Consider the following 23,672-nt stretch of genomic DNA (forward strand, 5'->3'; position numbering starts at 1 on the left):
CAATCTGCAGATTGGCAAGCAAAACCGACACTTTTTCTTCATTACACTAGGCTCAAAACGATCTTCCTATTATTAACAGTACCACGAAAAACCAATAGAAACAAAAGTTTCAGCTAGTAGCAGCCTTGAGGAATAGGCCTGCTAGAGCAAATGAGCGATTGCTCCTTTCACTGCAGGTCGGCGACGAAAAGAATAGACGGCTCAACTAGTAAATTTCAGGGACGATAGAATCGATTTCCATTGGCCATCTTTATGGTGGAGCCATTTTCTAATTTGCCTATCCTGTTCACGTCATCGATTGAAGCGATTCTTCCAAATCAAAAAGACCGCCGAGAGAAGTTACTCCTTAAAGGACAACTTCTTTCGACGGTCCGTCCCATCTCTTTTAAAAGAGATATGTGATCAAGAACCCAAGCTGGTTTCTTAAATCATTTCCGTACGGTTTGTATTCAATTCACTGATTTTCCCAGTAGCAAGATACACGATCCATTCACAAATATTCGTTACGTAGTCACCGATTCGTTCCAAGTATTGAGCAACGGATAAATAATCGGTCCCACTGACAACTGTTTCTGGATTTTCTTTCATACTCTCGATCGTTTTGTAATAAATGTCTTTGTAATATTCATTGACCCGATCGTCCATTTGAGCGATCATACGGGCATCTTCTTGGTCGGTCTTTACATACGCCACTAAAACATTATCAACCATTTTTTTGACGTAATCCGACATATCTGAGATTTCTTTTTCGATTTCGGCGATCCGCGTTTCGCCTTTGACCCGTATCGTTGACTTCGCGATGGATACCGCATGGTCCCCCATCCGCTCCAAGTCAGAGCTGGCTTTCATAACGGTAATGATCATTCGTAGATCGGTCGTTACTGGTTGTTGCAAAGCAATCATCTCAAAGCTCTTTTTTTCTAAACGAACCTCCATATTGTTGATCGCCAAATCATTTTCAATTACTTCCTGCGCAATTTCTTTGTCATGTCTGACATATGCTCGCACAGATTTATGAATGGCACTGCTGACTAGCATCCCCATTTCATAAAATTGATTGTGTAAATTTAATAACTCTTCTTCAAATTGTGTACGCAACATCCCTTTTCCTCCTAACCAAATCTTCCTGAGATATAATCTTCTGTTTCTTTTTTGCTTGGACTTAGGAACACTTTTTTCGTGTCATTGAACTCGATCAAGTTGCCGTCCAAAAAGAACGCGGTTTTATCTGAGATTCTTGAAGCTTGTGACATGTTGTGAGTCACGATGATCATGGTGTAGCGTTCTTTCAGCGCTAGAAGGGTATTCTCGATTTTCCCTGATGAAATGGGGTCTAACGCACTGGTTGGTTCATCCAGCAAAATGATTTCTGGATCGACAGCCAATACCCGAGCGATACAAACCCGCTGCTGTTGTCCACCTGATAAAGAAAGCGCACTTTGGTGAAGTTTGTCTTTGACATCTTCCCAGACAGAAGCTGCTTTCAGGCTTTCTTCTACCGTCTTATCAAGAATCTCCTTGTCCGTGACTCCTTTTAATTTTAACCCATAAATCACATTTTCGTAAATTGAAAAGGGAAAAGGATTCGGTTGTTGAAAAACCATCCCGATTTCTTTGCGCAAATCAACGATGTCTTGCTTTGGACTATAAATGTCTTTCCCTTTATAGACAACACTTCCTGTAATTGTCACACCAGGGATCAAATCATTCATTCGATTAAGAGAACGCAAGTAGGTCGATTTCCCACAACCTGAAGGTCCGATCATTGCAGTGATCTCGCCTTTTTTGATGGAAAGGTCGATTCCTTTCAATGCTTCTTTTTTTCCATAGTATAAATGCAGATCTTTCGATGTAATAATTTCTTCTGCCATTGTTTTGCCTCCGTTTACTGATCGAATCGGCTCAGCCAAAATGACCGGATACGTAATCTTCTGTTGCTTTAATTTTTGGACGAGTAAATATCTTACGGGTCTCATCGTACTCGATCGCATTTCCTAAGTAGAAAAAGGCAGTATAATCGCTGATCCGAGCAGCTTGCTGCATATTATGGGTCACGATGATGATAGAATAGTCGTTTTTCAAGTTGATGAGGGTTTCTTCCACTGTCCCGGTCGAGATGGGGTCAAGGGCGCTGGCTGGTTCATCTAGAAGTAAGATATCTGGTTTCATCGCAATTGCTCGAGCGATACACAGACGTTGCTGCTGTCCACCAGACAATGCCAAAGCACTTTTATCTAAACTGTCTTTTACTTGATCCCAAAGAGCCGCTTGTTTCAAGCTGGTTTCAACTGCTTCATCCAATTTCTTTTTGTTTCTTTCTCCATGACGGCGTAAAGCAAAGGCGATATTGTCATAGATCGATTTACTGAAAGGATTTGGTCGTTGGAAAACCATGCCGATCCGCTTGCGCATTTCGAAGACATCGACTTCTTTTGTATTGACGTCGACTCCTTTATACATGATGTTTCCTGTGACTCTCGTGTTTGCGATCCCGTCATTCATTCGATTCAAAGAACGCAGATACGTTGATTTTCCGCAACCGGAAGGTCCGATCAATGCGGTGATTTTATTTTTTTCAAATTGTAGATCAATGCCTTTGATGGCTTCATTTGATCCATACCATACATGCAAGTCAGTGGTATAAAGCGCCACATCTTCTGGTTTATCGAAGGTAATGATATTTCGATCGTCCCAATTGTAATCGTTCATACTGTCATTCTCCTTATGCTGACGTCATTTTCTTGTACAACCGTTTGCCAGCTGCACGGGCGCCAAAGTTAAATAGCAAGACGGCAATGATCAATACCGCCGAAGCCCCGGCTGAAACTTGAGCGCCATCAGGCATCGTACCTTCTGTATTGATTTTCCAAATATGGACTGCCAGCGTCTCCGCTTGTCGGAAAAGACCGATCGGGCTGGAAACACTCAATGGATTCCAGTTTGTAAAATCAAGGGCCGGTGCACTTTGTCCTGCAGTGTAGATCAGCGCTGCCGCTTCACCAAAAATCCGACCAGAACTTAGAATGACCCCAGTCAAAATTCCTGGTGTTGCTTCTGGAACAATGATGCGTGTGACAGTTTCCCAACGGGATAAGCCTAAAGACAAGCCCGCTTCACGCTGCGTATAATGAATCGCTTGTAGAGATTCTTCCACATTTCTAGTCAATAGTGGCAAATTGAAGAAAGTCAATGCCAAGGCACCTGAAATGATCGAAAAGCCATAACCAAACTGGATAACAAAGACCAAGAAACCAAAAAGACCGACAACCACAGAAGGCAGTGAACTCAAGATTTCGATCGATGTCCGAATGATATCCGTCAACCAGTTTTTCTTCGCATATTCTGATAAGTAGATCCCCGCTCCTAAAGAAATCGGAAAACTAATGATCATTGTCACTAAAAGCAAGTATAGGGAATTGAACAATTGGATGCCGATCCCGCCACCTTCTTGATACGCTTTTGAAGAAGAAGTCAGAAACTCCCAATTGATATGGGGAATACCACGTACCAAAATGTACAATAGTAAGGAAGCCAAAATCAAAACAATGACTCCAGCAACAGCATACAAGACGCCGGTAGCAATTTTATCTGAACGTTTTGCATTCATTATTTCAATGCTCCTTTCTTCCCAATAAAGCGAATGACAATGTTAAATAGTAAGGACATCAATAAGAGAATCAAGGCTAATGACCATAGAACGTTGTTTTGGACTGTTCCCATGATCGTATTCCCAATACCCATGGTTAAGATCGATGTCAATGTTGATGCAGGTGTCACTAAGCTCGTCGGCATCAATGCCGCATTACCGATAACCATTTGGATCGCCAATGCTTCCCCAAATGCGCGAGCCATTCCGAAAACAACTGCCGTTAAAATCCCAGGGACAGCTGCTCGTAAAACAACTTTATAGATCGTTTGCCAGCGTGTTGCACCTAAAGCTAAGGATGCCTCACGGTAGTGCCGAGGGACTGCCCGTAACGCATCGACAGTCATCGTAGTCACTGTCGGCAAAATCATGATAAATAGGACAAAGGTCCCCGCCAAGATCCCAAACCCTGTACCGCCAAAAACCGAACGGACTGCTGGTACAATGACAGACAAACCGATAAAACCATAAACTACAGAAGGAATACCGACTAATAGTTCGATGACGGGCTGTAAAATCTTCTCTCCGTTACGAGGGGAGATCTCCACCATAAAGACTGCTGCACCGATCGCAAATGGTGTTGCGACGATCGCTGATAGGAAGGTTACGAAGAACGAACCAAGGATCATCGGTAAAGCACCTACTAATGGTTGGCCATCAGGACCAACAGCACTTGGATTCCATTGCGTACCAAACAAAAAGTCGAAAACATTGACTTTGTCTACAAAGAATGTCGCTAATCCACGGCTAGCAACGAAATAAAAAATGGAGATCACAACCAATACAATCAACGCAATACATAGAAAGCTAACCAGCTTTCCTCTTTGTTCCATTCTTGCGCGCTTGGATTTTTTTGTTAACACTTCTTTTACATTTTCCACGAGGGTTCCTCCTCAAAAATCAAACTAAACTCATAACCATTAGTTTATCGGTTCAACATCAATTTCTGTTAAAGCTTGTGTAAATTTTGTGTAAAGATTATTCGACGATGTTGCCTTCCCAATCTCTTTCCACCTGCATGATGGAAATTGGAATATAACCCAAATCCCCAACAATATGCTCTTGTACTTCATCAGAAAGCATATATTCGAGAAATTCAGCGGTCAATCCCGTTGGTTCTCCTTTTGTATACATATGCTCGTAAGCCCAAACTTTCCAATCATTGGTCGTTACATTTTCAATCGTTGGTTGAACCCCATCGATCGAAAGGACGTTGACTTCATCCGTTACATAAGAAAATGCAACATAACTGATGGCGCCTGGTGTATCTGAAACGATCGAACGGACCATCCCACTAGAATCTTGCTCTTGGGAAGGAATCGCTGTTTCGCCATCCATGATCCATTTTTCAAACGTACTTCTCGTGCCGCTTCCAGTCGCCCGATTCAACAAAACGATGGGCAGATCATTTCCGCCAACTTCACGCCAATTTGTAATATTTCCTAAGAAGATATTTTTTAAGTCCTCTGTTGAAATATCCGTGATCCCGACGCCTTTGTTGACGATCGGTGTGATACCCACCGTTGCCACTCGGTGGTCAACGAGTGCATCCGCATCGATCCCTGGCTTTTCTTCTGCAAACAAATCAGAATTCCCAATATCGACTGCGCCTGCTTGGACTTGACTTAACCCAGTGCCGCTCCCGCCTCCTTGGACATTGATAAATCGCCCAGGATTTGAGTTTTGAAATTCTTCCGCAACGGTTTCTACGAGTGGCTGCAAGGCAGAAGACCCGACTGCTGTGATCGATTCTCCTCGATCTGCCCAGCTTGCACATCCTGAGAGTAAAATAACCAATCCGATGATAGGACTTAGAAGTTTTAATTTTTTCATCATAACGCTCCTTGTACTTTCGAAAGTCATTGATTGTAAAAATCAATTATTTTCATTTTACCATTAGTTGAAATCAATGAAAATTATTATTTGCTTTTTTTTCTTGAGCTGAGTCTGTCCCTTTATTTAAAACGCTTTTTTTCTTTTACAAAATAACTATTTTGTAAATAAAATGACAAGATTTCTTAATTAAATTACGTGCATCCAGAAGGTATGCTGTGCTATACTGTGAGAGGAAACGTATTTTAAAAAGAACATAATTATTAATCTTGCTTCCCCAATCAAGTACAATATGTTGTTATGTTCAGCGTTTTCACGATTTCATCAACATTTCCCCAAAATGTCTGTTGAATCGAAACGGCAGAAAGAAGCATTCCTATGCATCTTCTGCCGTCTTTTTTTATTCTAATTCACTTAACCATGCCGCCATCTGCTCAATGATGGCTTCTTGCTGTGCTTCATTTGGTAGATCCGCTGCTGCTTCTCCTTTTTGTAACCCATAGGTACCAAAGCCAGCATGATTGCCGCCTTCGATCGTTTCAAACGTCGTAGTTTCTGGAAGGAGGCTGCGGGCAGCTTGCCAATTTTCTTGGTTCACTACTTGGTCTTGACTGCCTGAGAGTGACAACACAGCAATCGATTGATCAGCTAAGGATCCTTTTTCATCTGGGTAGCTAGCAAAGAAAAAGACGCCTTTTAACTCGTTGTCATTTTCAGCCAACTGATTCGCTGCAAAACGGCTTGCCATGACGCCACCTAATGAATGACCGCCAATGACATAGGAGCTATGGGGAATTTCTTCCAAGACCTCTTCTGCACGATTGCCTGCTAAAACAGCCATGTTAAAGGGCATTTTAACGATCGCGACAGGATAGCCTTTTTCCGCTAAAGCTGCTGCCCATACACTATAGCTTTCGGCATCGACAAGCGCACCAGGATAGAAAATAACCAAAGGCTTTTCTTCATCTCCAGCAAAATAGAGGACATTTCCCTCATCATCTGCCTCTTTCGCAGCTGTAACTGCAGCATCCACTGCTGGGTAATGCAGTTGTTGCCAACCGAACCAACCGGCAACAGTTAAAATAACAACGGTGATCAATACACCGATCAAGACTTTTGTTCTTTTTCTCATCATGTCCTCCTGCAAAAAAGAAGATCAGGAAAGGATGGCAGACGAAACTTGCGGGTCCATCATCTCCTGAATCTTTTTATAAGTGTTTCCAATTTTTATCGGTGAGCCAGCGCCAATAGTTCTCGTGCATGTTCGATCGTTAAATCGGTGATTTCTGCACCTGAGAGCATACGGGCGATCTCAGCCACTCGTTCTTCTTCTGATAATTTACGGACATGGGTTTCTGTCCGACCTTCTTGAATTGCTTTTTCGATAAAATATTGATTGTCCGCCACAGCCGCTACTTGCGGCAAGTGGGTGATACACAAGACTTGCGAATTCGCAGCGATCTTGGCGATTTTTTCGGCGATTGCCTGAGCTACTCGGCCACTGACCCCAGTATCCACCTCATCAAAGACAATACTAGTGATTCCTTGCTTGCGGGAGAAAATCGATTTAAGCGCTAATAAGATCCGAGAAAGCTCTCCTCCAGAAGCAACTCGCACTAACGGTTTCATGCCTTCACCGGGGTTGGTGGTCAAATAAAACTCCACGGTATCAAAGCCGCTGCTGCTTAATTGTTTTGAGCCAGATGCAAACCGTACTTCAAATTGCGCGTGCTCCATATACAGCTCTTTTAACTCTTGAACGATTTCTTTTTCTAAACGATGAGCCAGTTCACGTCGTTTGACGTGCAAGGCTTCCGCCAGCTGCCAAACTGCTTCAGCTTTTTGGGCAAGCTCTTCTTCTAATTGCTCCAACTGACCTTCCGTATAGGCTGATTCGCTGATTTCTTTGCTGATCTCGTCATAATAAGCAAGGATCACAGGAATCGATTCCCCGTATTTGCGCTTCAATTGACGAATCGTTTCTAGTCGTGAAATGACTTCTTCCAGTCGGCCTTCATCTAATTCAAGGTTGTCGACTTGCCGCGAAATATCAGTGGCTGCATCTTGCAACAAGTAATACGCACTTTGGATCGCTTCACTGATTTTTTCATACGCAGGATCAAGATGGGCGATCGACTGGATCTCTGATAATGCCACACTGACTCCATCTAGGCTATTAACTTCTTCGGCGGATAGAGCGCCATAGCTTTGCCCTAGAGCATCCACGATTTTTTGATAATTGGTCAGTTTTTCTCGTTCATCGATCAGCTGCTCTTCTTCATTTTCCATCAATTCCGCTTGGGCGATCTCTTCTTGTTGAAAACGCAGCATGTCCATTCGCTGCACATAGAGCTGCTCATTTTCTTGAATGGTCCGCACATGTTTTTCTAAGGAGCGATAGGCTTGATAGGCTTGACGGTAACTTGCAAGTTCTGCTTTAAAGGCATCATCTCCAAAACCATCCATCAACGCCAAATGTTTTTCTGGCTGCAGTAGCTCTTGATGCTCATTTTGTCCTTGGATATCAACTAAAAACAAGCCGATTTGGCGCAAAACCGACAAGGTAACGGTTCGACCATTCACACGACAAATAGTTTTACCCGATTGAGAGATATCCCGTTGTACGATCAGAACTTCTTCTTCATCAATACCCAGATCGGCAGTCAATTCTTTGAACTCCTGCTGATTCGGCCATTCAAAAATCCCTTCCAAACGGCATTTTTCTGCGCCTTGACGCAAATAGTCACTGGATCCTCTGCCACCTGCTAGTAAGCCCATCGCATCGATAATGATTGATTTTCCAGCACCTGTTTCACCTGTTAGAGCCGTCATCCCCTCATGAAAAGACAGGTGCAAGTTGGAGATAATCGCAAAATTTTGGATCGACAATTCTAAAAGCATCCCTTGCCTCCTCTTTTATACGTAACGTTGGAAATCCTTGAATAGGTTCTCGGTATCTGCTTCTGTTCTGGTGATCATCAAGACGTTGTCATCATCGTTTAGCGTGCCAAATAATTCTTTGGCATAACGCTTATCGATCAAATTCGCCAAAGCCGAAGCATTGCCAGGCAGTGTGCGCAGGATCACAAATTTGTCCATTCGATCGACAGAAACAAACGCCGTTTTTAGGATTTTATCTAGTTTACCACTCACGTCTTCCGTTGTCTCTTGTGGAATACTATAGCGATAGCCGCCTTTTTGGGAAGGAACTTTCACTAACTTCAATTCCTTGATATCCCTTGATATGGTTGCTTGTGTGACTGAGACGCCGCGATCTTTTAACAACTCGACAAAATCTTCTTGTTTCTGAATATCTTGTTCACTTAACAATCGTGTAATCAAGCGATGCCGTTCTTTTTTTCTCATCTCTTGTTCCTCCTGAATGAATTCCTACTAATTTTATCCTATTTTGTGCAAGAAAGAAAGAGAGCCGACAAGTAAAATGTCCACTCTCTTCCATTCTTTATTTTGGTTGATGAAAGGTCTCATGTGCTGATGCAACAACTTTCGGGATGTCGATCCCTGCTGCGGTGCCTTCTTGCAGGCTTTTCTTTAAATGTACGATAAACTCGATATTCCCTTCGCCACCAGTGATTGGTGAAAAACTTAGGTTTAATACATCGAATTTTGTTTTCTTAGCGAATGCCAGTACTTCCTGCAACACTCGTTCATGGGTTTTGGGGTCACGAACGATCCCATTTTTTCCGACCGCTTCTTTGCCCGCTTCAAATTGTGGTTTGATCAGCGCCATCACTTCGCCATCCGCTACCAAAATATCATAAAGGGGAGGTAAGATCAGTTTAAGTGAAATAAAAGAAACATCGATCGTAGCAGCTTCAGGAAGACCATCCAGGAAGTCTGTTGGTTTTGCATAACGGAAGTTGACCCGTTCCATTACGATCACTCGCTCATCTTGCCGCAGCTTCCATGCCAATTGATTGTAACCGACATCCAGTGCATAGCTTTTTTTGGCGCCATTTTGCAGCGCCACATCAGTAAAGCCACCGGTGGAAGCGCCGATATCTAACATGATTTTATCGGTTACGTCAAAATCAAAAACTTTGAGTGCTTTTTCTAACTTGAGACCACCACGAGAAACATAAGGCAGCTTCTTCCCTTTGATCTGCAGCAGTGTATCTGCGGCAATTTTTTCTCCAGGCTTATCTAGGCGCTCATTGTTTTTTTCTTTGTACACCAATCCAGCCATCACTCCTCGTTTGGCTTGCTCGCGGGTCTCAAAGAGGCCTTGCTGGACTGCTAAAACATCTACTCGTTCTTTCTTCATGCGTTCCCTCGAATCTCAAATCGTTCCACAAATGCTAATAAAACATCCTGCGTAAATTGACCGTATCGGCTTAACTGTGCCAGAATTTCTTTGGCTTTGCTCAATTCTTCAGTCAAGGCTTGCTGCGCGCCTGCTAAACCAAGTAAAGCAGGATAGGTACTTTTCGCCAACTCGTCATCTCGGCGGACAACTTTGCCTAGCTCTTCGGTCGTACTAGTGGCATCTAACAGATCGTCGCGAATTTGAAAGGCTAACCCAATATGCTGGGCAAAGCGATCCAATTCATGCAGAACCTCTTCCGTCTGATCGGCTAAGACACCACCAGCAATCACCGCAAAGCGGATCAATTCTCCAGTCTTACGTTCATGGATTGACATGAGCTCCTCAAGACGAAGGGCTTGGTTCTCCCCTTGAATATCAGCTGCTTGGCCGGCGACCATCCCTTGCGTGCCCGCTGCTTTACTCAACTGCTGCAGCAGCAAGACTTTTTGATTGGCTTCGATTTCCGCCATAGCGACTAATTGAAACGCAGCCGTCAAAAGACCATCTCCAGCTAAAATCGCTAAAGCTTCACCAAAAACCTTATGGTTGGTGGGTTTTCCTCGACGCAGATCATCGTTGTCCATTGCTGGCAGATCATCATGGATCAGCGAATACGTATGCACCATTTCTAGGGCTGCTGCACACTGGTACACCGCGGTATTGATGGGTTTGTGAAAAGCGGCGACTGTTGCTGCCAATAAAAGCGGGCGAATACGTTTGCCGCCGGCTTGGATCGAATACTGTATGCTTTCAAATAATCGTTGATCAGAAGTGTGTTCTTTGACAAAGCGTTCCATGACTTCTTCGATCAATGGGGCGTGTTCTTTTGTGAATTCTGTTAAAGCACTCATTGGTTTTCCTCTTCAAAGGGGACTTCTTCATTGGATTCAGTCATCATTTTTGTTAAGGATTTTTCCGCTTTACTCAAGGTGTCCTTGCATTGCTTGCTCAAAACCATGCCTTTTTGAAAAGCATCTAACGCTTCTTCCAATGGAACATCGCCTTGTTCCAAACGGGTTACGATTTGTTCTAATTCTTGTAATGATTCTTCAAATGTTGGATTTGCCATGATTAACTCCTTCTGTACTAATAACTTCGACCAGTGCTTGGCCATCTTGGTAATGGATCGTCAGCTGATCTTCTGGCTCGATCGCATCAATCGATTTGATCACCTGCTCATTTTTCGTGGTATAGCTGTAGCCGCGCCCCATGATTTTCAGCGGGCTTAGCAAATCAAGGGATTGGACTGCATTTGCAAATTGATTTTCTTTTGCTGCATAGATATCTTTCATGGCTTTCGTTAAGCGTTGAGAAAGATAGCTGACCTCTTGATTGCTGGCTTGTAATCGCGCTTTTGGTTGTTGTTGTGCCAACCGTGAAATCAATTGCTGTGCTTGGCGATCCTTGTCATAAAGCAAGGTTTGCAAGCCTTGCTGCATCCGCTGCTGCAACTGATCGAGTTTGATGGACTGTGCCTCATACAAGCGCTCTGGTTGTCGAAAAACATACGATCCAATCACTCGCTGATAGCGTTCTTGTTTGTACTGGATCTGGTGCATAAATGCTTGCTCTAATCGGGCTTGTCTTTCTTCGATCCGCAAAATCTCCTCCGACAGCACTGGCACCGCTAATTCGGCAGCGGCGGTCGGAGTTGCCGCCCGCACATCCGCCACTAAATCGGCAATCGTCGTATCGGTTTCATGCCCCACTGAAGAAATAATGGGGGTTTTTGCATCAAAAATGGCTCTTGCCACTCGTTCTTCATTGAAAGGCCAGAGGTCCTCGATCGATCCACCCCCACGTCCGATGATCATAGTATCAAAGGTCCCATCGGCTTCGACTCGTTGGATATTTTTCACCACATCATCCGCAGCTTTATTGCCTTGTACCACGGTTGGATACAAAACGATCTGAGCAATGGGGTAACGCCGCTGTGTCGTCGTGATGATATCTCTGATCACCGCCCCACTAGGACTGGTCAAAACCGCGATGCGTTTCGGGTATTTCGGCAACGACTGCTTCGGTGCAGAAAATAATCCTTCCGCTGCCAATTTCTGCTTTAATTGTTCATAGGCTTGATAAAGAGCGCCGACACCGTCTGGTTCCATATGATCGATCACCATCTGGTAATTTCCGCTTGCCTCATACAGAGTGATACGCCCAACCGCCATGACTTTCATGCCCTCTTCTGGTTGAAAGCGCAGCTTGTCAAAAGCGCCTTTGAACATGACGGTCGAAATTTTTGCACCATCATCCTTCAAACTAAAGTATTGGTGATTGGGGCGCCGACGAAAATTGGAGATCTCCCCCGTCAAATAAACCCGCTCTAGATACGGATCGACGTCAAACTTACACTTGATATATTTTGTTAATGCGGTTACCGTTAAATATTCTTGCGCCATTTAGTTTTTCATTGTCTCCTTTGCTGCCTCGATCGTTTGGGCCATCAACATCGTGATCGTCATTGGACCTACACCTCTAGGTACCGGTGTGATATAGCTAGAGATCGGTTCGACTTCATCAAATTTCACATCGCCGATCAACTTGCCGTTGGCATCACGATTCATCCCAACATCGATCACCACAGCCCCTTCTTTTACGAAGTCTTTTGTGACAAAATGACCGCGGCCGATCGCCACGACTAAAATGTCCGCTTGTTTTGCCAACTCGGGCAGATTTTTGGTTTTTGAATGAGCAATAGTCACGGTGGCATTTGCCCCCAAGAGCAAGTGCGCCATTGGTTTTCCGACAATGTTGCTGCGACCGATCACTAAGGCATTTTTCCCTTCCAATTCGATCCCATACGCAGCAAACATTTTCATAATGCCATAAGGGGTACAAGGAATTCGGTCAGGTACACCTGCGAATAATTTTCCTAAATTGATTGGATGAAAGCCGTCGACATCTTTTTCTGGTTTGATGGCTAACAGTACTTTTTCTTCATTGATATGTTTTGGCAAAGGAAGTTGAACCAAAATTCCATGAAAGGCATCATCGTTATTGAACTGTTCGATTTCTGCTAATAATTCTGCCTCAGTAATGGATTCAGGGTAGCGGGCAACACGGGAATTGATGCCGATTTTCGCCGCAGCTAGTTCTTTATTTTTCACATAAGTCTGACTTGCTTTGTCTTCTCCAACAAGCAAAACAACTAATCCCGGTGTCACACCCTGCTCTTTTAGTGTTGCTGTCTCTGAAAGAAACGCTGCTTGCATTTTTTCAGCCAATTCTTTTCCATTGATTAATGTACCCATTCTGACAACTCCTCCAACCTGATTATACGGACTTATTTTGTAAAAAGAAACGCACCAATCGTTTGTCGATATGCTTCTTCATGTTTTCTATCATAGCATTTTCTGAAAAGAAAAACACCGTCTAACGCTCCCTTTTTTCGGAAAAAACGAGGGCAAACCGACAAAGTGTATGCAAAAAAACCGAACGATCAAGCAGGACCGTCAAAACAAGGCGGTTGCTCAAAAATCGTTCGGTTTCTGCCTCGATCGAAAAAAGGCTGTTTTCTTTTGATCGATAGTGTTAAGGCTAAAAATTACTCACTTACTTGGTTGTTTTTTGTTTCTAGCTCTTGATTGACAGTCGATAAAATACCGTTGACAAACTTTCTTGACTGATCGTCACTAAAGGTTTTCGCTAATTCGATCGCTTCATTCAAAGCCACACGATTCGGCACATTATCCACATAGATCATTTCATACAAAGCGATTCGTAAAATCGTCACGTCCATTTTTGATAAACGCTGGATTTTCCAACCGGCTTTTAGATGACTTTGAATGACTTCATCCAAGGCTTCTTTATAATGACAGACACCTGCCACTAATTGATCTAAATAAACAGGGACAAAATGCTCTTGTTCTTCATCAATCAATTCATGGTGTTCCAACTCGATGGCATGCATGATGGCATCTTGTTTCGTTAAATCTTTGTTAAAGTCTAGTGGAAATAAAGCTTGTAACGCCATTTTCCGTATTTCATGCCGTGATAATTCTTTACTCATTTTCTTCCTCGTCGTTTCCAAATAATTCTTCGATGTCTGGTAAATCTACTTTTTCTGGCACGACTGCCACAACATGAACATTTACTTCAGCCAGTTGCACATCTGTCATAAATAAGACTTGCTGTTTGACCCGTTCTTGGATCTCCATTGCCACTTTAGGCACTGACATCCCATAAGTGATATAGCAGTAGATATCCACTTTGATCCCTGTTTCATCGATCGTTAAGTAGACTCCTTTGCCATGAGCTGCGCGGCCTAGTAATTCAGTGACACTGTTTGCCAGTGTTCCTCGCATCCCATAGACACCTTCCACTTTAGAAGCAGCGATCCCAATAATGATCTCGATCACTTCTGGCGCGATGACGATCTCGCCTAATTCAGGACTTGCATTTAATACAAGGTTTTTATCTTCATTCATACGTTTTTGCCTCCATTCTAAACAGCTGTACCGTATTGTTTGTAAAAAAATCGCTCGTTTTTTCCGTTTGAAGCAAGCCAGCGCTTGATTCAATCAATAACATCCATGGCACAGTGTTTCTTCTCGCTCTAAGTTTATCATTTTCTGCACTGAGAATCTATAATAACCCACTATTCTCAATGAATTTTCTGAAAAACAAGGTCGATGAATCAGAGAATGATCAATTCTTTCGGTGAATGTGTCAACACTTTATTACCAGTTTCGGTGATCAAAAGATCATCTTCGATACGAACGCCGCCAATTCCTGGAAGATAGATCCCTGGTTCATCTGTAATGACGTTTCCGACAACAAATGCTTTATCAGCGCGGAAGGATACATTTGGTCCTTCGTGGATCTCTAAACCAATCCCATGGCCTGTTGAATGACCAAAGGCATCTCCGTAGCCAAAGGAAGCAATGTGATCCCGGGCGATCGCATCTAGTTCAATTCCGGTCATTCCAGGTTTTGCTGCTGCCAAGACTTTTTCTTGCGCTTCAAGTACGATTTGATAGATTTCCTTCAATTTATCGCCAGGATCTCCTACTGCAAAGGTTCTAGTCATATCAGACACATAGCCTTGATAGTAACAGCCAAAGTCTAACGTGATCAGATCGCCTTGTTCGATCACTTTTTCACTGGCAACCCCATGGGGCATTGCTGAACGCAGCCCACTAGCAACGATCGTTTCAAAAGATACGCTTGTGGCACCTAATGAACGCATAAAGAAATCTAACTGATTAGCCACTTCGATTTCTGTCATTCCTGGGCGGATCATTTTCAAAATATGTTCGAATCCTTGATCGGCGATATGGCAGGCTTGTTGGATCAATGCGATCTCTTCCTCATCTTTGACTTCCCGCAAAGCCTCGATCACCCCCGATACAGGGGCAAGGGATGATTCCTCAATCAAGTCTTCTAAGACGGAGTATTCGGCAAAGCTGACGAAACTTTCTTCAAAAGCTAAGACATTGATTTCTTCACTTTGGCAGATGGTTGCAACTTCTTCAAAAATCGGTCCGCTATTTTTTACGATCTCAAAACCTTGAGCTTGGGCAGCTGCTTGCTCTGTATATCGGAAATCTGTTACAAAAAAAGCTTTGTCCAACGTAATGACTGCTAAACCAGTTGTCCCAGTAAAGTTTGTCAAGTAACGCAAATTGTATGGGCTGGTGATCAAGAACCCATCAATCGAATCTTTTCTCATTGCTTCACGTAATTTTTCAACTCTTAACATGTATCGTTCCCTACTTTCTTGTTCTATACGATAGTATTATAACAAACTTCCAGAAAAAGCGGAAAGCAAGCGAAAAGTTTTCTAAAAAATCAAACAATATGAAAAAAATATAGAGTGCTTTAAAAAGACTGCCGTGTGATCTTTCGTTGTTCTCTTCTAAATGATGGCTTCCGTGCACAAAAAAAGCAATTCAATCAATGAATTGCTTTTTTGATAATTATCTTTTACGTCCCAAAAAGAACGATACGACCGCCACGAAAATGACCGCGCCGATAATCGCAGGCACGATAGCCATTCCTGCTACTTGCGGTCCCCAAGTGCCAAAAAGGCCTTGACCAATCGATGCGCCTACAAGTCCTGCAACGATATCAAAAATACAACCGCGTTTTTCGCCTGCAATGGCACCACCTATTGAACCAATGACCGCTCCAACGATCAATGTCCATAAAAAGTGCATACTAACCCCTCCTAAACTTTCTTATAAAAAGGGTACCATATTGAGAATCAATTGGAAAAATATATGCTCTCTTGTTATTTTCTGCGAGTGAAGGCTCGTTTCAATACATCAAAAAAGCCTAATGAATGCACCATATGGTCAGGATCGACGTATTCACGAATCGCTCGCAAGACTTTTTTTGGTTCTTTTGAGGAGAAGGTATACGTGCCATTCTTTTTGGTGCGGATCGCATAGCGTGGTATCCAACGGCCTTTGAACATGACCGAAGCGATCACATAGTCGACATCTTCCCATGGGATCTGAATAAACTTGCGTTTGTCACGGTCATTGTAAAACTCAAAGGCTTTATCGCCGATCATGATTTTGCCGTACTCATTGATCCCTAAAAAAGACGTAGCATCGATCGTCAAATCCACTTTTGTATTAAGAGATTGTACCATTTGCGCTTACTCCATTCTATATCGTCTTATTATCTTATTATACGTGTTTGCAGCAGGTTTGGCGAATAAATAAAAAGGTACTTGGGTTGCCCCAAGCACCTTTCATTGAAAAGATTATAACAATCCGATCAAGTGTCCACCGATACCGACTAAGAATAGACCGATAATAATGATGATTGGAGAAACTTTTTTCTTCAATAACCACATACATAATAAAGTAAGCAATAGTGCAGCTAGACCAGGAATCAATTGATCCAAGTTGTTTTGCAATGTTGTTACTTTTGTATCAGTCAACGCACGGCCTTCAGCAACTTGTTGGAAGGCTTGTTGCAAACCAGCAGAGCCAGAAGGCAAGTTCGCCCAATCGACATAAGCACCTTCATCAAGCGGTACGCTTGAGACAACTGGCGCAAATGAGATCGATACCCAACGCTGAACGAGTGACCCTAATACGAACATCCCTAAAATTGAAGCACCTTTTGTTACATCTTGCAACAATCCGCCTGAAAGGTCATCAGTGATTTTTGAACCAGCACGGTAGCCGAATTCTTGTGTGTACCACATAAATGCCCAACGGATGATGTTCCATGCAACGAAGAAGATGATTGGACCTAAGATGTTTCCAGCTAAAGCAAGAGAAGCACCTAGAGCACCTAACATCGGACGTACAGTAAACCAGAACACAGGGTCACCGACACCGGCTAAAGGACCCATCATCCCAACTTTTACCCCTTGGATCGCTACGTCATCGACAGGCGCGCCATTGGCACGTTCTTCTTCTAACGCTAAAGTTACCCCTAAGATTGGCGATGCGATATATGGGTGAGTGTTAAAGAATTCTAAGTGACGCTTCAATGCAGCGGCACGGTCTTCTTTTGTTTTGTATAATTTTTTGATTGCTGGAATCATTGAGAATGCCCAACCACCATTTTGCATACGTTCATAGTTCCATGAACCTTGAATGAAGGTAGAGCGCCATGCTACGGCTAAACGATCTTTTTTATTTAATTGAATTTTTTCTGCCATTTTTTTCTCCTCCTTCGATTCTAATAGTCATTCAAGATATCGCCTAGAGGGTCGCCAGTGTTGCTGCCGCCGCCTCCATTTGATGATCCGCCCATTTTAGTTAGGTTCAAGTAGATCAATGCGATTGCTACTGCCAAAGCACCGATAGCGATCAATGTCAATTGAGAAATAGCTGCGATAACGAAACCGATAATGAAGAATGGCCATACTTCGCGAGTTGCCATCATGTTGATAACCATTGCATAACCAACGGCAACGACCATACCACCACCGATAGCCATACCATCAGTTAACCATGCAGGCATTGATTCTAAGAAGTTTTGAACAGTTGCAGCAGGAATTGCCAACAATGCAGCTGCAGGAATCGCAATACGAACCCCTTGCATACATACAGCGATCACATGCCACATTTCGATTTTACGAATGTTGCCTTCTTCAGCAGCCGCATCCATAAAGTGAACGATTGGCACAGCCAATGTACGAACGATCATTGTCAAGAACAAACCAGCAACAGCTAGAGGGATCGCAACGGCAATCGCTGTATCAACACCAGCAGTTCCTTGTCCACCTAAAACTAAAATAATTGCAGATGCAACAGACGCCAATGCAGCATCAGGTGCAACAGCGGCACCGATATTTGCCCATCCAAGTGCGATCATTTGTAATGATCCGCCCAAAATGATACATGCTTCCAAATTACCGGTCACTAAACCGATCAAAGTACACGCGACTAGCGGTTGATGGAATTGGAATTCATCCAAGATTCCTTCCATACCAGCTAAAAAGGCAACGAGTACTACTAATACCATAGATATAATAGTCATGATAGACCTCCTATTTAGTTGAATACGTTTCTATTTATTCGCCAATTCATTTTTGGCTTTGCGTAAGATTTCGTCCATGTTGTCTCGAGAGTCATTTGGCACTTTACGCACATCAAATTTGATGCCGCGTCCTTTTAGATCTTCAAATGTCTTCACATCGTCCGTACCCATCGACAATACTTTACTTACAACAACTTTCCCAACAGAGTGAGCCATTGAACCAACGTTCACTTCAGTGATGTCAACGCCACCTTCAACTGCACGCAATACATCTTGTGGGTTTTCAAATAATAGTAAAGCTTTCGTATTCCCGAAACGAGGGTCTTTAGAAACTTCGATCATTTTGTCCACTGGAATGACGTTCGCTTTTACTCCTGGAGGAGCTGCTTGTTCGATCAGTTTTTTACGCAAATCATCTTTTGCCACTGCATCAGAAACAACGATGATCCGAGATGGATTGACTGATTTTGTCCAAGCTGTAGCGACTTGACCATGTAGCAAACGAGAATCCACACGCGCAAGCACGATTTTGATTTTGCCATCGCCTAGAACAGTTCCCGGAGGAAGTGATCCTTTAGGTTGATCGTCTTGCACAGCTTTTGGTGCTGTCGCTTCTTCTGGTTCAAGCTCTTCTGGTTTGACCTTAACCCCTTCTTTAGCTGTTTCAACGATGTGCGCAGCGATTTCATGCGCAGTGTTCATTGAAAAACGTGAAGCATAGGCTTCGATCACCATTGGTAAATTCATACCAGCAACGATTGCCCATTTGTCTTTGTGATCTTCAAACAAGCTGTTTGCTTGGTTGAAAGGAGTACCACCCCAAAGATCAACTAAGAATAATACTTCTTCTTGATCGTCAAATGTAGCAATTGCTTCTTGCATTTTTGCCTTGATGTCATCTGGACCTTCACTTGGCATCAATGTAACAGCTTTAACATTTTCTTGTTCGCCGAAGATCATTGAACCAGATTGCAAAATGCCGTTAGCAAATTCTCCATGACTTGCTAGGATAATTCCTACCATCTTTTTACCTCCTATATCAAAATTGAAAAATGTGACACGAATACGAAAGAAAAAACAACATCGAAAAAATTAAGGGTGACTACCTTCTTTTTCCAAAATATCCTTCAAAAAGATTTTACGATCAGCTGGAACTTTGCGTATCTCTACTTCTATGCCTTGATTTTGCAAATAAAGCAGCGAAGCAAGATCTTGATCATTGACTGACACGAAATTAGTGATCATCCGTTTTCCCATTGAAAAGCTCATGCCGCCGATATTGACGGAACGAATGTCAATGCCTCCTTTGACCAGAGTCACGACATCTTGAGGGTTGGTAAATAATAACATGACTTTTTGGGTATTAAATAATGTGTTATGCGCCACCTCAAGCATTTTTGCTACTGTCACCACATTGGATTTGATTCCTGGTGGAGCAGCTTCTTTCAAGAGAAACTTCCGTAATTGGTCATTTGCGACCTCATCACTGACCACGATGATTCGATTGATACCAGTCATTTTCGACCAAGCTGTGGCGACCTGACCATGAATCAACCGATCGTCGATTCGGGCAAGACGTATATCCATTCCCATTGTGCAAGCCTCCTACATCCATCGATCCGCTTTTCATATTGAGGATCTGTTCTTTTTTCAATCACCTCCTGTATCCACTTATATAGAAGCAAGAAGCGTGCCAAGTTTTTTCGATACACTATTCTAGAAAAAACCTTAAGAATCAGCATTCGTACAATACACTAAAAAAGATACACTAAAAAATACTGTATCTTTTTTAGTGTATCTGTATTATTTGCAGGATTTAAAAATACATTTCTTTTTCGTGATGGTTTTTGATCAGCTCCAGCAGGTAATACTCTTCTGTCTTCGGCACTTCGATATTCATCAAGCGCGAAAATGATTGGACATGCACATGCAATTGGCCGTAAAGAGGATTCTCCTCCATCGCTGCTAAATCAATTTCAGAAACAGTCAATGGTTGACGCAATAAGATCCGCTCCAGCATACCTGCGCCATGCATCACAAAATTGATCTGAAAGCCTTGCTGCGCCCCTACCAAATCCAAATCGTGAATGATCTCTTCGCCAAATTTCCACAACGGCTCTACCACTTTTTTCGCATTGATATAGGTAAAGTTTTCCTCTAAATACCGAACACAGATTTCCTTTGCCTGCCGATCATCTAGCTGCACTTCATCTTCAAAACTCAAATCGTTTTCCAATAAGATATCATCCAACAAAAGATCAACATCTTGGTCGATAAAACGTTCTAATGAAATAAACGGTGCATCGATATGCGGATCAATGATCCCCGTTGCGGCAATCAGCCGATAGCGCTGTTGAATCTGATCCAAGTCCGTTCTCAGATCCGCCACCGATAAGGTCACTACGTCAACATTTTGATTTTGGCGTTTTGACAATGAGCTTTGGATCAATTCTTTGATGCGCTGCGCTGTCCCTTTTCCCGAAGCGCAGACCGCTAGAATCGCTTTAGGGTGGTGGTTTTGTGTCACTGGTTCTTCCACAGTGACCGCTCCATATCCGCGGAACTTCCGTAATGAATCATAGAGCTGATCGAGGTCCGTGCCGATCACTGACGCTTTACGGACCGTCTCTAGGACGATGGAGGTGGTCACCATATCGACTGTTCGAACAGCCACACCCGTTTCTCGCTGGATTTCATTATTAAAGGTCGCTAAGGACCCCATATCGACTAAGAGGATCACCCCACTGCCATCATTGACTGCTCGTACACTATCCACGATTTTTTTCAACGCCACAGCCGGTGGCATATCTAATGGCATGTCCACCGCTGTCACTTGATCGACTTCCAGCAGCTGCTTGACTACTTGTACCATGCTACTGGCTGTGCTGTTGCCGTGGGCTGCAACGACGACGCCAATTTTCCCAGAGGAATGTGTCGTACGCAGTGAAACCAATAGAACTGCCAAGTAATAGGATTCACTTTCAGGAATCGCCACGTGAAAGCTGTCGCCGATGAAGTCGCGGACTTCTTTGGCAACTTCGAACTCTTGCGGGTAATCCGCCACCATTTGACGAATGTTGTCGTTGGTTTGCCGTTCTTCTCCTAGATGGATCTTTTTCAAAAAAGAACTGATGTGCAGACTCATCGCGTAAATAAAGTTTTGCTGGAAATCGTAATTTAACCGTTTCCGAACCATCTCATAAATTTGATTTGTTACACTGATCACTTTCTGATCGACAAATTCACTTAGTTTATTGACAGAATTAAAAGAGAAGCCGTGATCTTTATAAAAAGATTTCAAATGAACATTGATATCGGTTGAAATAAAATGATTGATTGCTTCTTGATCCAAACCATCTGCTTTTAATAAGGCTGCTTTATCCCCGATGATGTCGTAGAGATTGTAAGGCAATTCATAGGAATCTGATTGAATATTGTTTAAGTTTTGATTCGGTTGAATGCTGATCTTCGGTTCAAGGATCTTAGAAAGCTCCGCCAGCTCATTGCGGCGATTCCCCAAAACGATCAATCCTGAACGAATCCCTTCTGGCAAATCGATCAAATCGATCTCAATCTCATCTTGTTGCATATGATTCAAAAAGCCCCGGGCACAGACGAGCTGGACATTGGATTTCAATTGACCGATATTCCCAAAACTGACACTGCCGATCAACGCTTTGACTACATCTTCTGTCAAGGTGATCGTCCGCTGAATACGGGACGCCTCTTGCCCGACTAACACCCGAACGAGATCGACTTTTTCTGATGCGGGTCGTTTCTCAAAGAAGGGCAGTTGAATATTGATAGGAATGCGTCGGGTAAAGGTATCTAATAGCGTTGAGTTGGGGTCTTCGGTAGTCGCTCCAACGATTCGGACATTCGCTTGATGATTTTTGCCCGTCTCCCCTAAACGACTAAACGTTCCATGGTCCATAAAGTAAAAAATCATTTCTTGCCCTTCTGGCGGTAATCGATGGATCTCATCGAGAAACAACATACTCTCATCCGCTTGATCAATAATACCGATCTTCTCTTGATCGGCACCCGTAAATGCCCCCCGTACATAACCAAACAAATGACTCATCAAAAGCTCTGGGTTATTTGCATAGTCGGCACAGTTAAAGACGATCAATTCTTTGTCATCGGCAATTACTTGATTGCTTTTGGCAAACTGGAACATTGCATGGGCAAAGTAGGTTTTCCCAGAACCAGTAGGCCCTGTGATCAAGCAGTTTAGCCCTTTTGGCGGATACAAGATCGCTGCTTTCGCCTGCTCAACAGCATTTTTCATACTTCCGTTGGCACCGATGATCGTCGCAAAAATATCTCGGTCAGAGGGGTTTCCTTGTACCCGTTGAGGGAAGGCTTTTTCTCTTTGCGGGCGACTTTCTTTGTAGCTTGGCACATACTTTTCCCTACTGCTGGGATCGACCCCTGCCGCCCAGTAGCGAACAGGCCGCGAGTCGCTTTTTTCGACGCGCCCTTCTTTGACAAGCTTATTTAAATCCTTACTGGCATTACTGCGCTGAATGGCTAAATGATCGGCAACTTCTGAAGTAGACAACCCTTTCTTTTCCCCTAAGCCGCTCATCGTATTTTCGACGATATATTGATAAATCCGTTCGATTCGCTTGCCCAACAGCTTCGCCTCCTTGTTTTTTCCACTTGAATACTTTACTCATTTTTCTATAAAAAAGCAACTTTTTTTCCGCACAGAAAAAGCAAAATACTTTGTTCGAAAGAGCAATAGAACGTCCTATCACATGCTACTCTCAGCATAAAGCATTTTACCAAAAAAAGATATTCAAAAGTCAGGATGCGTTAGGCTTTTTCATTAGGAATGAACGCTGGTACCTTCTCAGGAAACCATTGCAGTTCTTTTTGCATCCAAATCACATCGTGCCATTGATTGAACTTATAGCCGACATGCGCAAAATCAGCAACTTTCCGATACCCAAGATTCTCATGAAAAGCCTCGCTTTGTTGATTGCCTCCTGTAATGCATGCAGTCAGATTGACCACGTTTTGCGCTTTTAATTTTTCTTCAAGCGCTTGATAAAGAGCGGTGCCGAGCCCTTTTGCTTTGGCATCCGGTGCTAAATAAACGGTTACTTCAACGGTCCAATCATACGCCGCCCGTTCTTTATAGGCTGACGCATAGGCATAACCGACGATTTCACCAGCCTCTTCTGCAACGAGATACGGGTAGCGTTTCAAGGTCTTGGCGATGCGTTCCGCGAATTCTTGAACCGATGGCACCTCCGTTTCAAAGGTAATCGGTGTATTTTCTACATAATAAGCATAGATTGCTGTCAAGGCTTGGGCATCTGCAATCGTGGCAGAACGTATCGTCATAGAATCCCTTCTTTCAGTAAATTTTTTCCCAGTATACTCTTTCTGAACAAAAAAAACAAT

25 protein-coding genes are annotated in these 23,672 nt (G+C 43.2%); all 25 read right to left on the bottom strand.

Annotation, left to right across the window (positions count from 1 at the left end; genetic code table 11):
• Window positions 1–423: 423 nt before the first annotated feature.
• The 25 genes from phoU to IGJ15_RS09590 all read right to left on the bottom strand — a co-directional run bounded on the left by phoU (window position 424) and on the right by IGJ15_RS09590 (window position 23,612).
• Window positions 424–1,101, bottom strand: a complete 678-nt coding sequence (phoU, locus tag IGJ15_RS09470; protein ID WP_010748004.1) for a phosphate signaling complex protein PhoU — start codon at window positions 1,099–1,101, stop codon at window positions 424–426.
• A gap of 11 nt (window positions 1,102–1,112) precedes the next feature.
• Entirely contained in the window at window positions 1,113–1,871 is a 759-nt protein-coding gene (pstB, locus tag IGJ15_RS09475; protein ID WP_005225784.1) for a phosphate ABC transporter ATP-binding protein PstB, read from the bottom strand.
• A gap of 31 nt (window positions 1,872–1,902) precedes the next feature.
• Complete coding sequence (gene pstB / locus IGJ15_RS09480) at window positions 1,903–2,709, bottom strand: phosphate ABC transporter ATP-binding protein PstB (RefSeq protein ID WP_005225783.1); 807 nt, start codon at window positions 2,707–2,709, stop codon at window positions 1,903–1,905.
• A 13-nt stretch (window positions 2,710–2,722) separates the two neighbouring features.
• Window positions 2,723–3,607: a phosphate ABC transporter permease PstA gene (pstA, locus tag IGJ15_RS09485; protein ID WP_005225782.1), complete on the bottom strand. Its 885-nt coding sequence runs from the start codon at window positions 3,605–3,607 to the stop codon at window positions 2,723–2,725.
• Window positions 3,607–4,527: a phosphate ABC transporter permease subunit PstC gene (gene pstC / locus IGJ15_RS09490; RefSeq protein ID WP_005225781.1), complete on the bottom strand. Its 921-nt coding sequence runs from the start codon at window positions 4,525–4,527 to the stop codon at window positions 3,607–3,609. Before pstC ends, pstA begins: the two co-directional genes overlap by 1 nt.
• Before the next feature lie 97 nt (window positions 4,528–4,624).
• Window positions 4,625–5,479, bottom strand: coding sequence for a phosphate ABC transporter substrate-binding protein PstS (locus IGJ15_RS09495; protein ID WP_010748000.1), 855 nt, complete (start codon window positions 5,477–5,479; stop codon window positions 4,625–4,627).
• A gap of 400 nt (window positions 5,480–5,879) precedes the next feature.
• Entirely contained in the window at window positions 5,880–6,611 is a 732-nt protein-coding gene (locus tag IGJ15_RS09500; RefSeq protein ID WP_201688939.1) for an alpha/beta hydrolase, read from the bottom strand.
• Window positions 6,612–6,706: 95 nt separating this feature from the next.
• Complete coding sequence (recN, locus tag IGJ15_RS09505; protein ID WP_016610293.1) at window positions 6,707–8,380, bottom strand: DNA repair protein RecN; 1,674 nt, start codon at window positions 8,378–8,380, stop codon at window positions 6,707–6,709.
• Between the two features lie 15 nt (window positions 8,381–8,395).
• Window positions 8,396–8,845 (bottom strand): arginine repressor, encoded by a 450-nt coding sequence (argR, locus tag IGJ15_RS09510; RefSeq protein ID WP_005225777.1) that lies wholly within the window; start codon window positions 8,843–8,845, stop codon window positions 8,396–8,398.
• 97 nt (window positions 8,846–8,942) lie between these two features.
• Window positions 8,943–9,764, bottom strand: a complete 822-nt coding sequence (locus IGJ15_RS09515; RefSeq protein WP_201688938.1) for a TlyA family RNA methyltransferase — start codon at window positions 9,762–9,764, stop codon at window positions 8,943–8,945.
• On the bottom strand, window positions 9,761–10,657 hold the full coding sequence (locus tag IGJ15_RS09520) for a polyprenyl synthetase family protein (RefSeq protein ID WP_201688937.1): 897 nt from the start codon (window positions 10,655–10,657) through the stop codon (window positions 9,761–9,763). Before IGJ15_RS09520 ends, IGJ15_RS09515 begins: the two co-directional genes overlap by 4 nt.
• Window positions 10,654–10,875, bottom strand: a complete 222-nt coding sequence (locus IGJ15_RS09525; RefSeq protein ID WP_005235356.1) for an exodeoxyribonuclease VII small subunit — start codon at window positions 10,873–10,875, stop codon at window positions 10,654–10,656. Before IGJ15_RS09525 ends, IGJ15_RS09520 begins: the two co-directional genes overlap by 4 nt.
• Window positions 10,856–12,208 carry an exodeoxyribonuclease VII large subunit gene (gene xseA, locus IGJ15_RS09530; protein ID WP_201688935.1) on the bottom strand — a complete coding sequence of 451 codons (1,353 nt, stop codon included), beginning with the start codon at window positions 12,206–12,208 and terminating at the stop codon, window positions 10,856–10,858. Before xseA ends, IGJ15_RS09525 begins: the two co-directional genes overlap by 20 nt.
• Window positions 12,209–13,060: a bifunctional methylenetetrahydrofolate dehydrogenase/methenyltetrahydrofolate cyclohydrolase gene (locus tag IGJ15_RS09535; RefSeq protein WP_266166873.1), complete on the bottom strand. Its 852-nt coding sequence runs from the start codon at window positions 13,058–13,060 to the stop codon at window positions 12,209–12,211. It abuts the gene before it with no gap.
• Window positions 13,061–13,353: 293 nt separating this feature from the next.
• On the bottom strand, window positions 13,354–13,818 hold the full coding sequence (nusB, locus tag IGJ15_RS09540; protein ID WP_005235350.1) for a transcription antitermination factor NusB: 465 nt from the start codon (window positions 13,816–13,818) through the stop codon (window positions 13,354–13,356).
• The gene (locus tag IGJ15_RS09545) at window positions 13,811–14,236 is read right to left on the bottom strand and encodes an Asp23/Gls24 family envelope stress response protein (protein WP_005225770.1); all 426 of its coding nucleotides are present in this window, start codon (window positions 14,234–14,236) and stop codon (window positions 13,811–13,813) included. The genes nusB and IGJ15_RS09545 overlap by 8 nt, the downstream gene beginning before the upstream one ends.
• Window positions 14,237–14,445: 209 nt before the next feature.
• A complete protein-coding gene (locus IGJ15_RS09550) occupies window positions 14,446–15,510 on the bottom strand; it encodes a M24 family metallopeptidase (protein ID WP_010747993.1) in 1,065 nt (354 codons plus the stop codon).
• Window positions 15,511–15,727: 217 nt separating this feature from the next.
• A complete protein-coding gene (locus IGJ15_RS09555) occupies window positions 15,728–15,967 on the bottom strand; it encodes a GlsB/YeaQ/YmgE family stress response membrane protein (RefSeq protein ID WP_005225767.1) in 240 nt (79 codons plus the stop codon).
• Between the two features lie 74 nt (window positions 15,968–16,041).
• On the bottom strand, window positions 16,042–16,407 hold the full coding sequence (locus IGJ15_RS09560) for a DUF956 family protein (protein WP_005225766.1): 366 nt from the start codon (window positions 16,405–16,407) through the stop codon (window positions 16,042–16,044).
• 114 nt (window positions 16,408–16,521) lie between these two features.
• Window positions 16,522–17,433, bottom strand: coding sequence for a PTS system mannose/fructose/sorbose family transporter subunit IID (locus IGJ15_RS09565; RefSeq protein ID WP_005225765.1), 912 nt, complete (start codon window positions 17,431–17,433; stop codon window positions 16,522–16,524).
• A gap of 20 nt (window positions 17,434–17,453) precedes the next feature.
• Window positions 17,454–18,257: a PTS mannose/fructose/sorbose transporter subunit IIC gene (locus tag IGJ15_RS09570; protein WP_005225764.1), complete on the bottom strand. Its 804-nt coding sequence runs from the start codon at window positions 18,255–18,257 to the stop codon at window positions 17,454–17,456.
• Window positions 18,258–18,287: 30 nt separating this feature from the next.
• Entirely contained in the window at window positions 18,288–19,280 is a 993-nt protein-coding gene (locus IGJ15_RS09575) for a mannose/fructose/sorbose PTS transporter subunit IIA (RefSeq protein WP_005225763.1), read from the bottom strand.
• 69 nt (window positions 19,281–19,349) lie between these two features.
• Window positions 19,350–19,844, bottom strand: coding sequence for a PTS system mannose/fructose/N-acetylgalactosamine-transporter subunit IIB (locus IGJ15_RS09580; protein ID WP_026008065.1), 495 nt, complete (start codon window positions 19,842–19,844; stop codon window positions 19,350–19,352).
• Between the two features lie 229 nt (window positions 19,845–20,073).
• The gene (locus IGJ15_RS09585; protein WP_154694649.1) at window positions 20,074–22,848 is read right to left on the bottom strand and encodes a sigma-54-dependent transcriptional regulator; all 2,775 of its coding nucleotides are present in this window, start codon (window positions 22,846–22,848) and stop codon (window positions 20,074–20,076) included.
• A 230-nt stretch (window positions 22,849–23,078) separates the two neighbouring features.
• Window positions 23,079–23,612: a GNAT family N-acetyltransferase gene (locus tag IGJ15_RS09590; RefSeq protein WP_010747990.1), complete on the bottom strand. Its 534-nt coding sequence runs from the start codon at window positions 23,610–23,612 to the stop codon at window positions 23,079–23,081.
• Between the last annotated feature and the right edge of the window lie 60 nt (window positions 23,613–23,672).

It is taken from the genome of Enterococcus sp. AZ079, from assembly GCF_050547255.1.
Classification (GTDB): Bacteria; Bacillota; Bacilli; order Lactobacillales; family Enterococcaceae; genus Enterococcus_D; species Enterococcus_D casseliflavus.

Bases quoted from the DNA above. Each gene is read 5' to 3' on its own strand.
- phoU (WP_010748004.1), bottom strand. From the start codon at position 1,101: ATGTTGCGTACACAATTTGAAGAAGAGTTATTAAATTTACACAATCAA.
- pstB (WP_005225784.1), bottom strand. From the start codon at position 1,871: ATGGCAGAAGAAATTATTACATCGAAAGATCTGCATTTATACTATGGA.
- pstB (WP_005225783.1), bottom strand. From the start codon at position 2,709: ATGAACGATTACAATTGGGACGATCGAAATATCATTACCTTCGATAAA.
- pstA (WP_005225782.1), bottom strand. From the start codon at position 3,607: ATGAATGCAAAACGTTCAGATAAAATTGCTACCGGCGTCTTGTATGCT.
- IGJ15_RS09495 (WP_010748000.1), bottom strand. From the start codon at position 5,479: ATGAAAAAATTAAAACTTCTAAGTCCTATCATCGGATTGGTTATTTTA.
- IGJ15_RS09500 (WP_201688939.1), bottom strand. From the start codon at position 6,611: ATGAGAAAAAGAACAAAAGTCTTGATCGGTGTATTGATCACCGTTGTT.
- recN (WP_016610293.1), bottom strand. From the start codon at position 8,380: ATGCTTTTAGAATTGTCGATCCAAAATTTTGCGATTATCTCCAACTTG.
- argR (WP_005225777.1), bottom strand. From the start codon at position 8,845: ATGAGAAAAAAAGAACGGCATCGCTTGATTACACGATTGTTAAGTGAA.
- IGJ15_RS09515 (WP_201688938.1), bottom strand. From the start codon at position 9,764: ATGAAGAAAGAACGAGTAGATGTTTTAGCAGTCCAGCAAGGCCTCTTT.
- IGJ15_RS09520 (WP_201688937.1), bottom strand. From the start codon at position 10,657: ATGAGTGCTTTAACAGAATTCACAAAAGAACACGCCCCATTGATCGAA.
- IGJ15_RS09525 (WP_005235356.1), bottom strand. From the start codon at position 10,875: ATGGCAAATCCAACATTTGAAGAATCATTACAAGAATTAGAACAAATC.
- xseA (WP_201688935.1), bottom strand. From the start codon at position 12,208: ATGGCGCAAGAATATTTAACGGTAACCGCATTAACAAAATATATCAAG.
- IGJ15_RS09535 (WP_266166873.1), bottom strand. From the start codon at position 13,060: ATGGGTACATTAATCAATGGAAAAGAATTGGCTGAAAAAATGCAAGCA.
- nusB (WP_005235350.1), bottom strand. From the start codon at position 13,818: ATGAGTAAAGAATTATCACGGCATGAAATACGGAAAATGGCGTTACAA.
- IGJ15_RS09545 (WP_005225770.1), bottom strand. From the start codon at position 14,236: ATGAATGAAGATAAAAACCTTGTATTAAATGCAAGTCCTGAATTAGGC.
- IGJ15_RS09550 (WP_010747993.1), bottom strand. From the start codon at position 15,510: ATGTTAAGAGTTGAAAAATTACGTGAAGCAATGAGAAAAGATTCGATT.
- IGJ15_RS09555 (WP_005225767.1), bottom strand. From the start codon at position 15,967: ATGCACTTTTTATGGACATTGATCGTTGGAGCGGTCATTGGTTCAATA.
- IGJ15_RS09560 (WP_005225766.1), bottom strand. From the start codon at position 16,407: ATGGTACAATCTCTTAATACAAAAGTGGATTTGACGATCGATGCTACG.
- IGJ15_RS09565 (WP_005225765.1), bottom strand. From the start codon at position 17,433: ATGGCAGAAAAAATTCAATTAAATAAAAAAGATCGTTTAGCCGTAGCA.
- IGJ15_RS09570 (WP_005225764.1), bottom strand. From the start codon at position 18,257: ATGACTATTATATCTATGGTATTAGTAGTACTCGTTGCCTTTTTAGCT.
- IGJ15_RS09575 (WP_005225763.1), bottom strand. From the start codon at position 19,280: ATGGTAGGAATTATCCTAGCAAGTCATGGAGAATTTGCTAACGGCATT.
- IGJ15_RS09580 (WP_026008065.1), bottom strand. From the start codon at position 19,844: ATGGATATACGTCTTGCCCGAATCGACGATCGGTTGATTCATGGTCAG.
- IGJ15_RS09585 (WP_154694649.1), bottom strand. From the start codon at position 22,848: ATGAGCGGCTTAGGGGAAAAGAAAGGGTTGTCTACTTCAGAAGTTGCC.
- IGJ15_RS09590 (WP_010747990.1), bottom strand. From the start codon at position 23,612: ATGACGATACGTTCTGCCACGATTGCAGATGCCCAAGCCTTGACAGCA.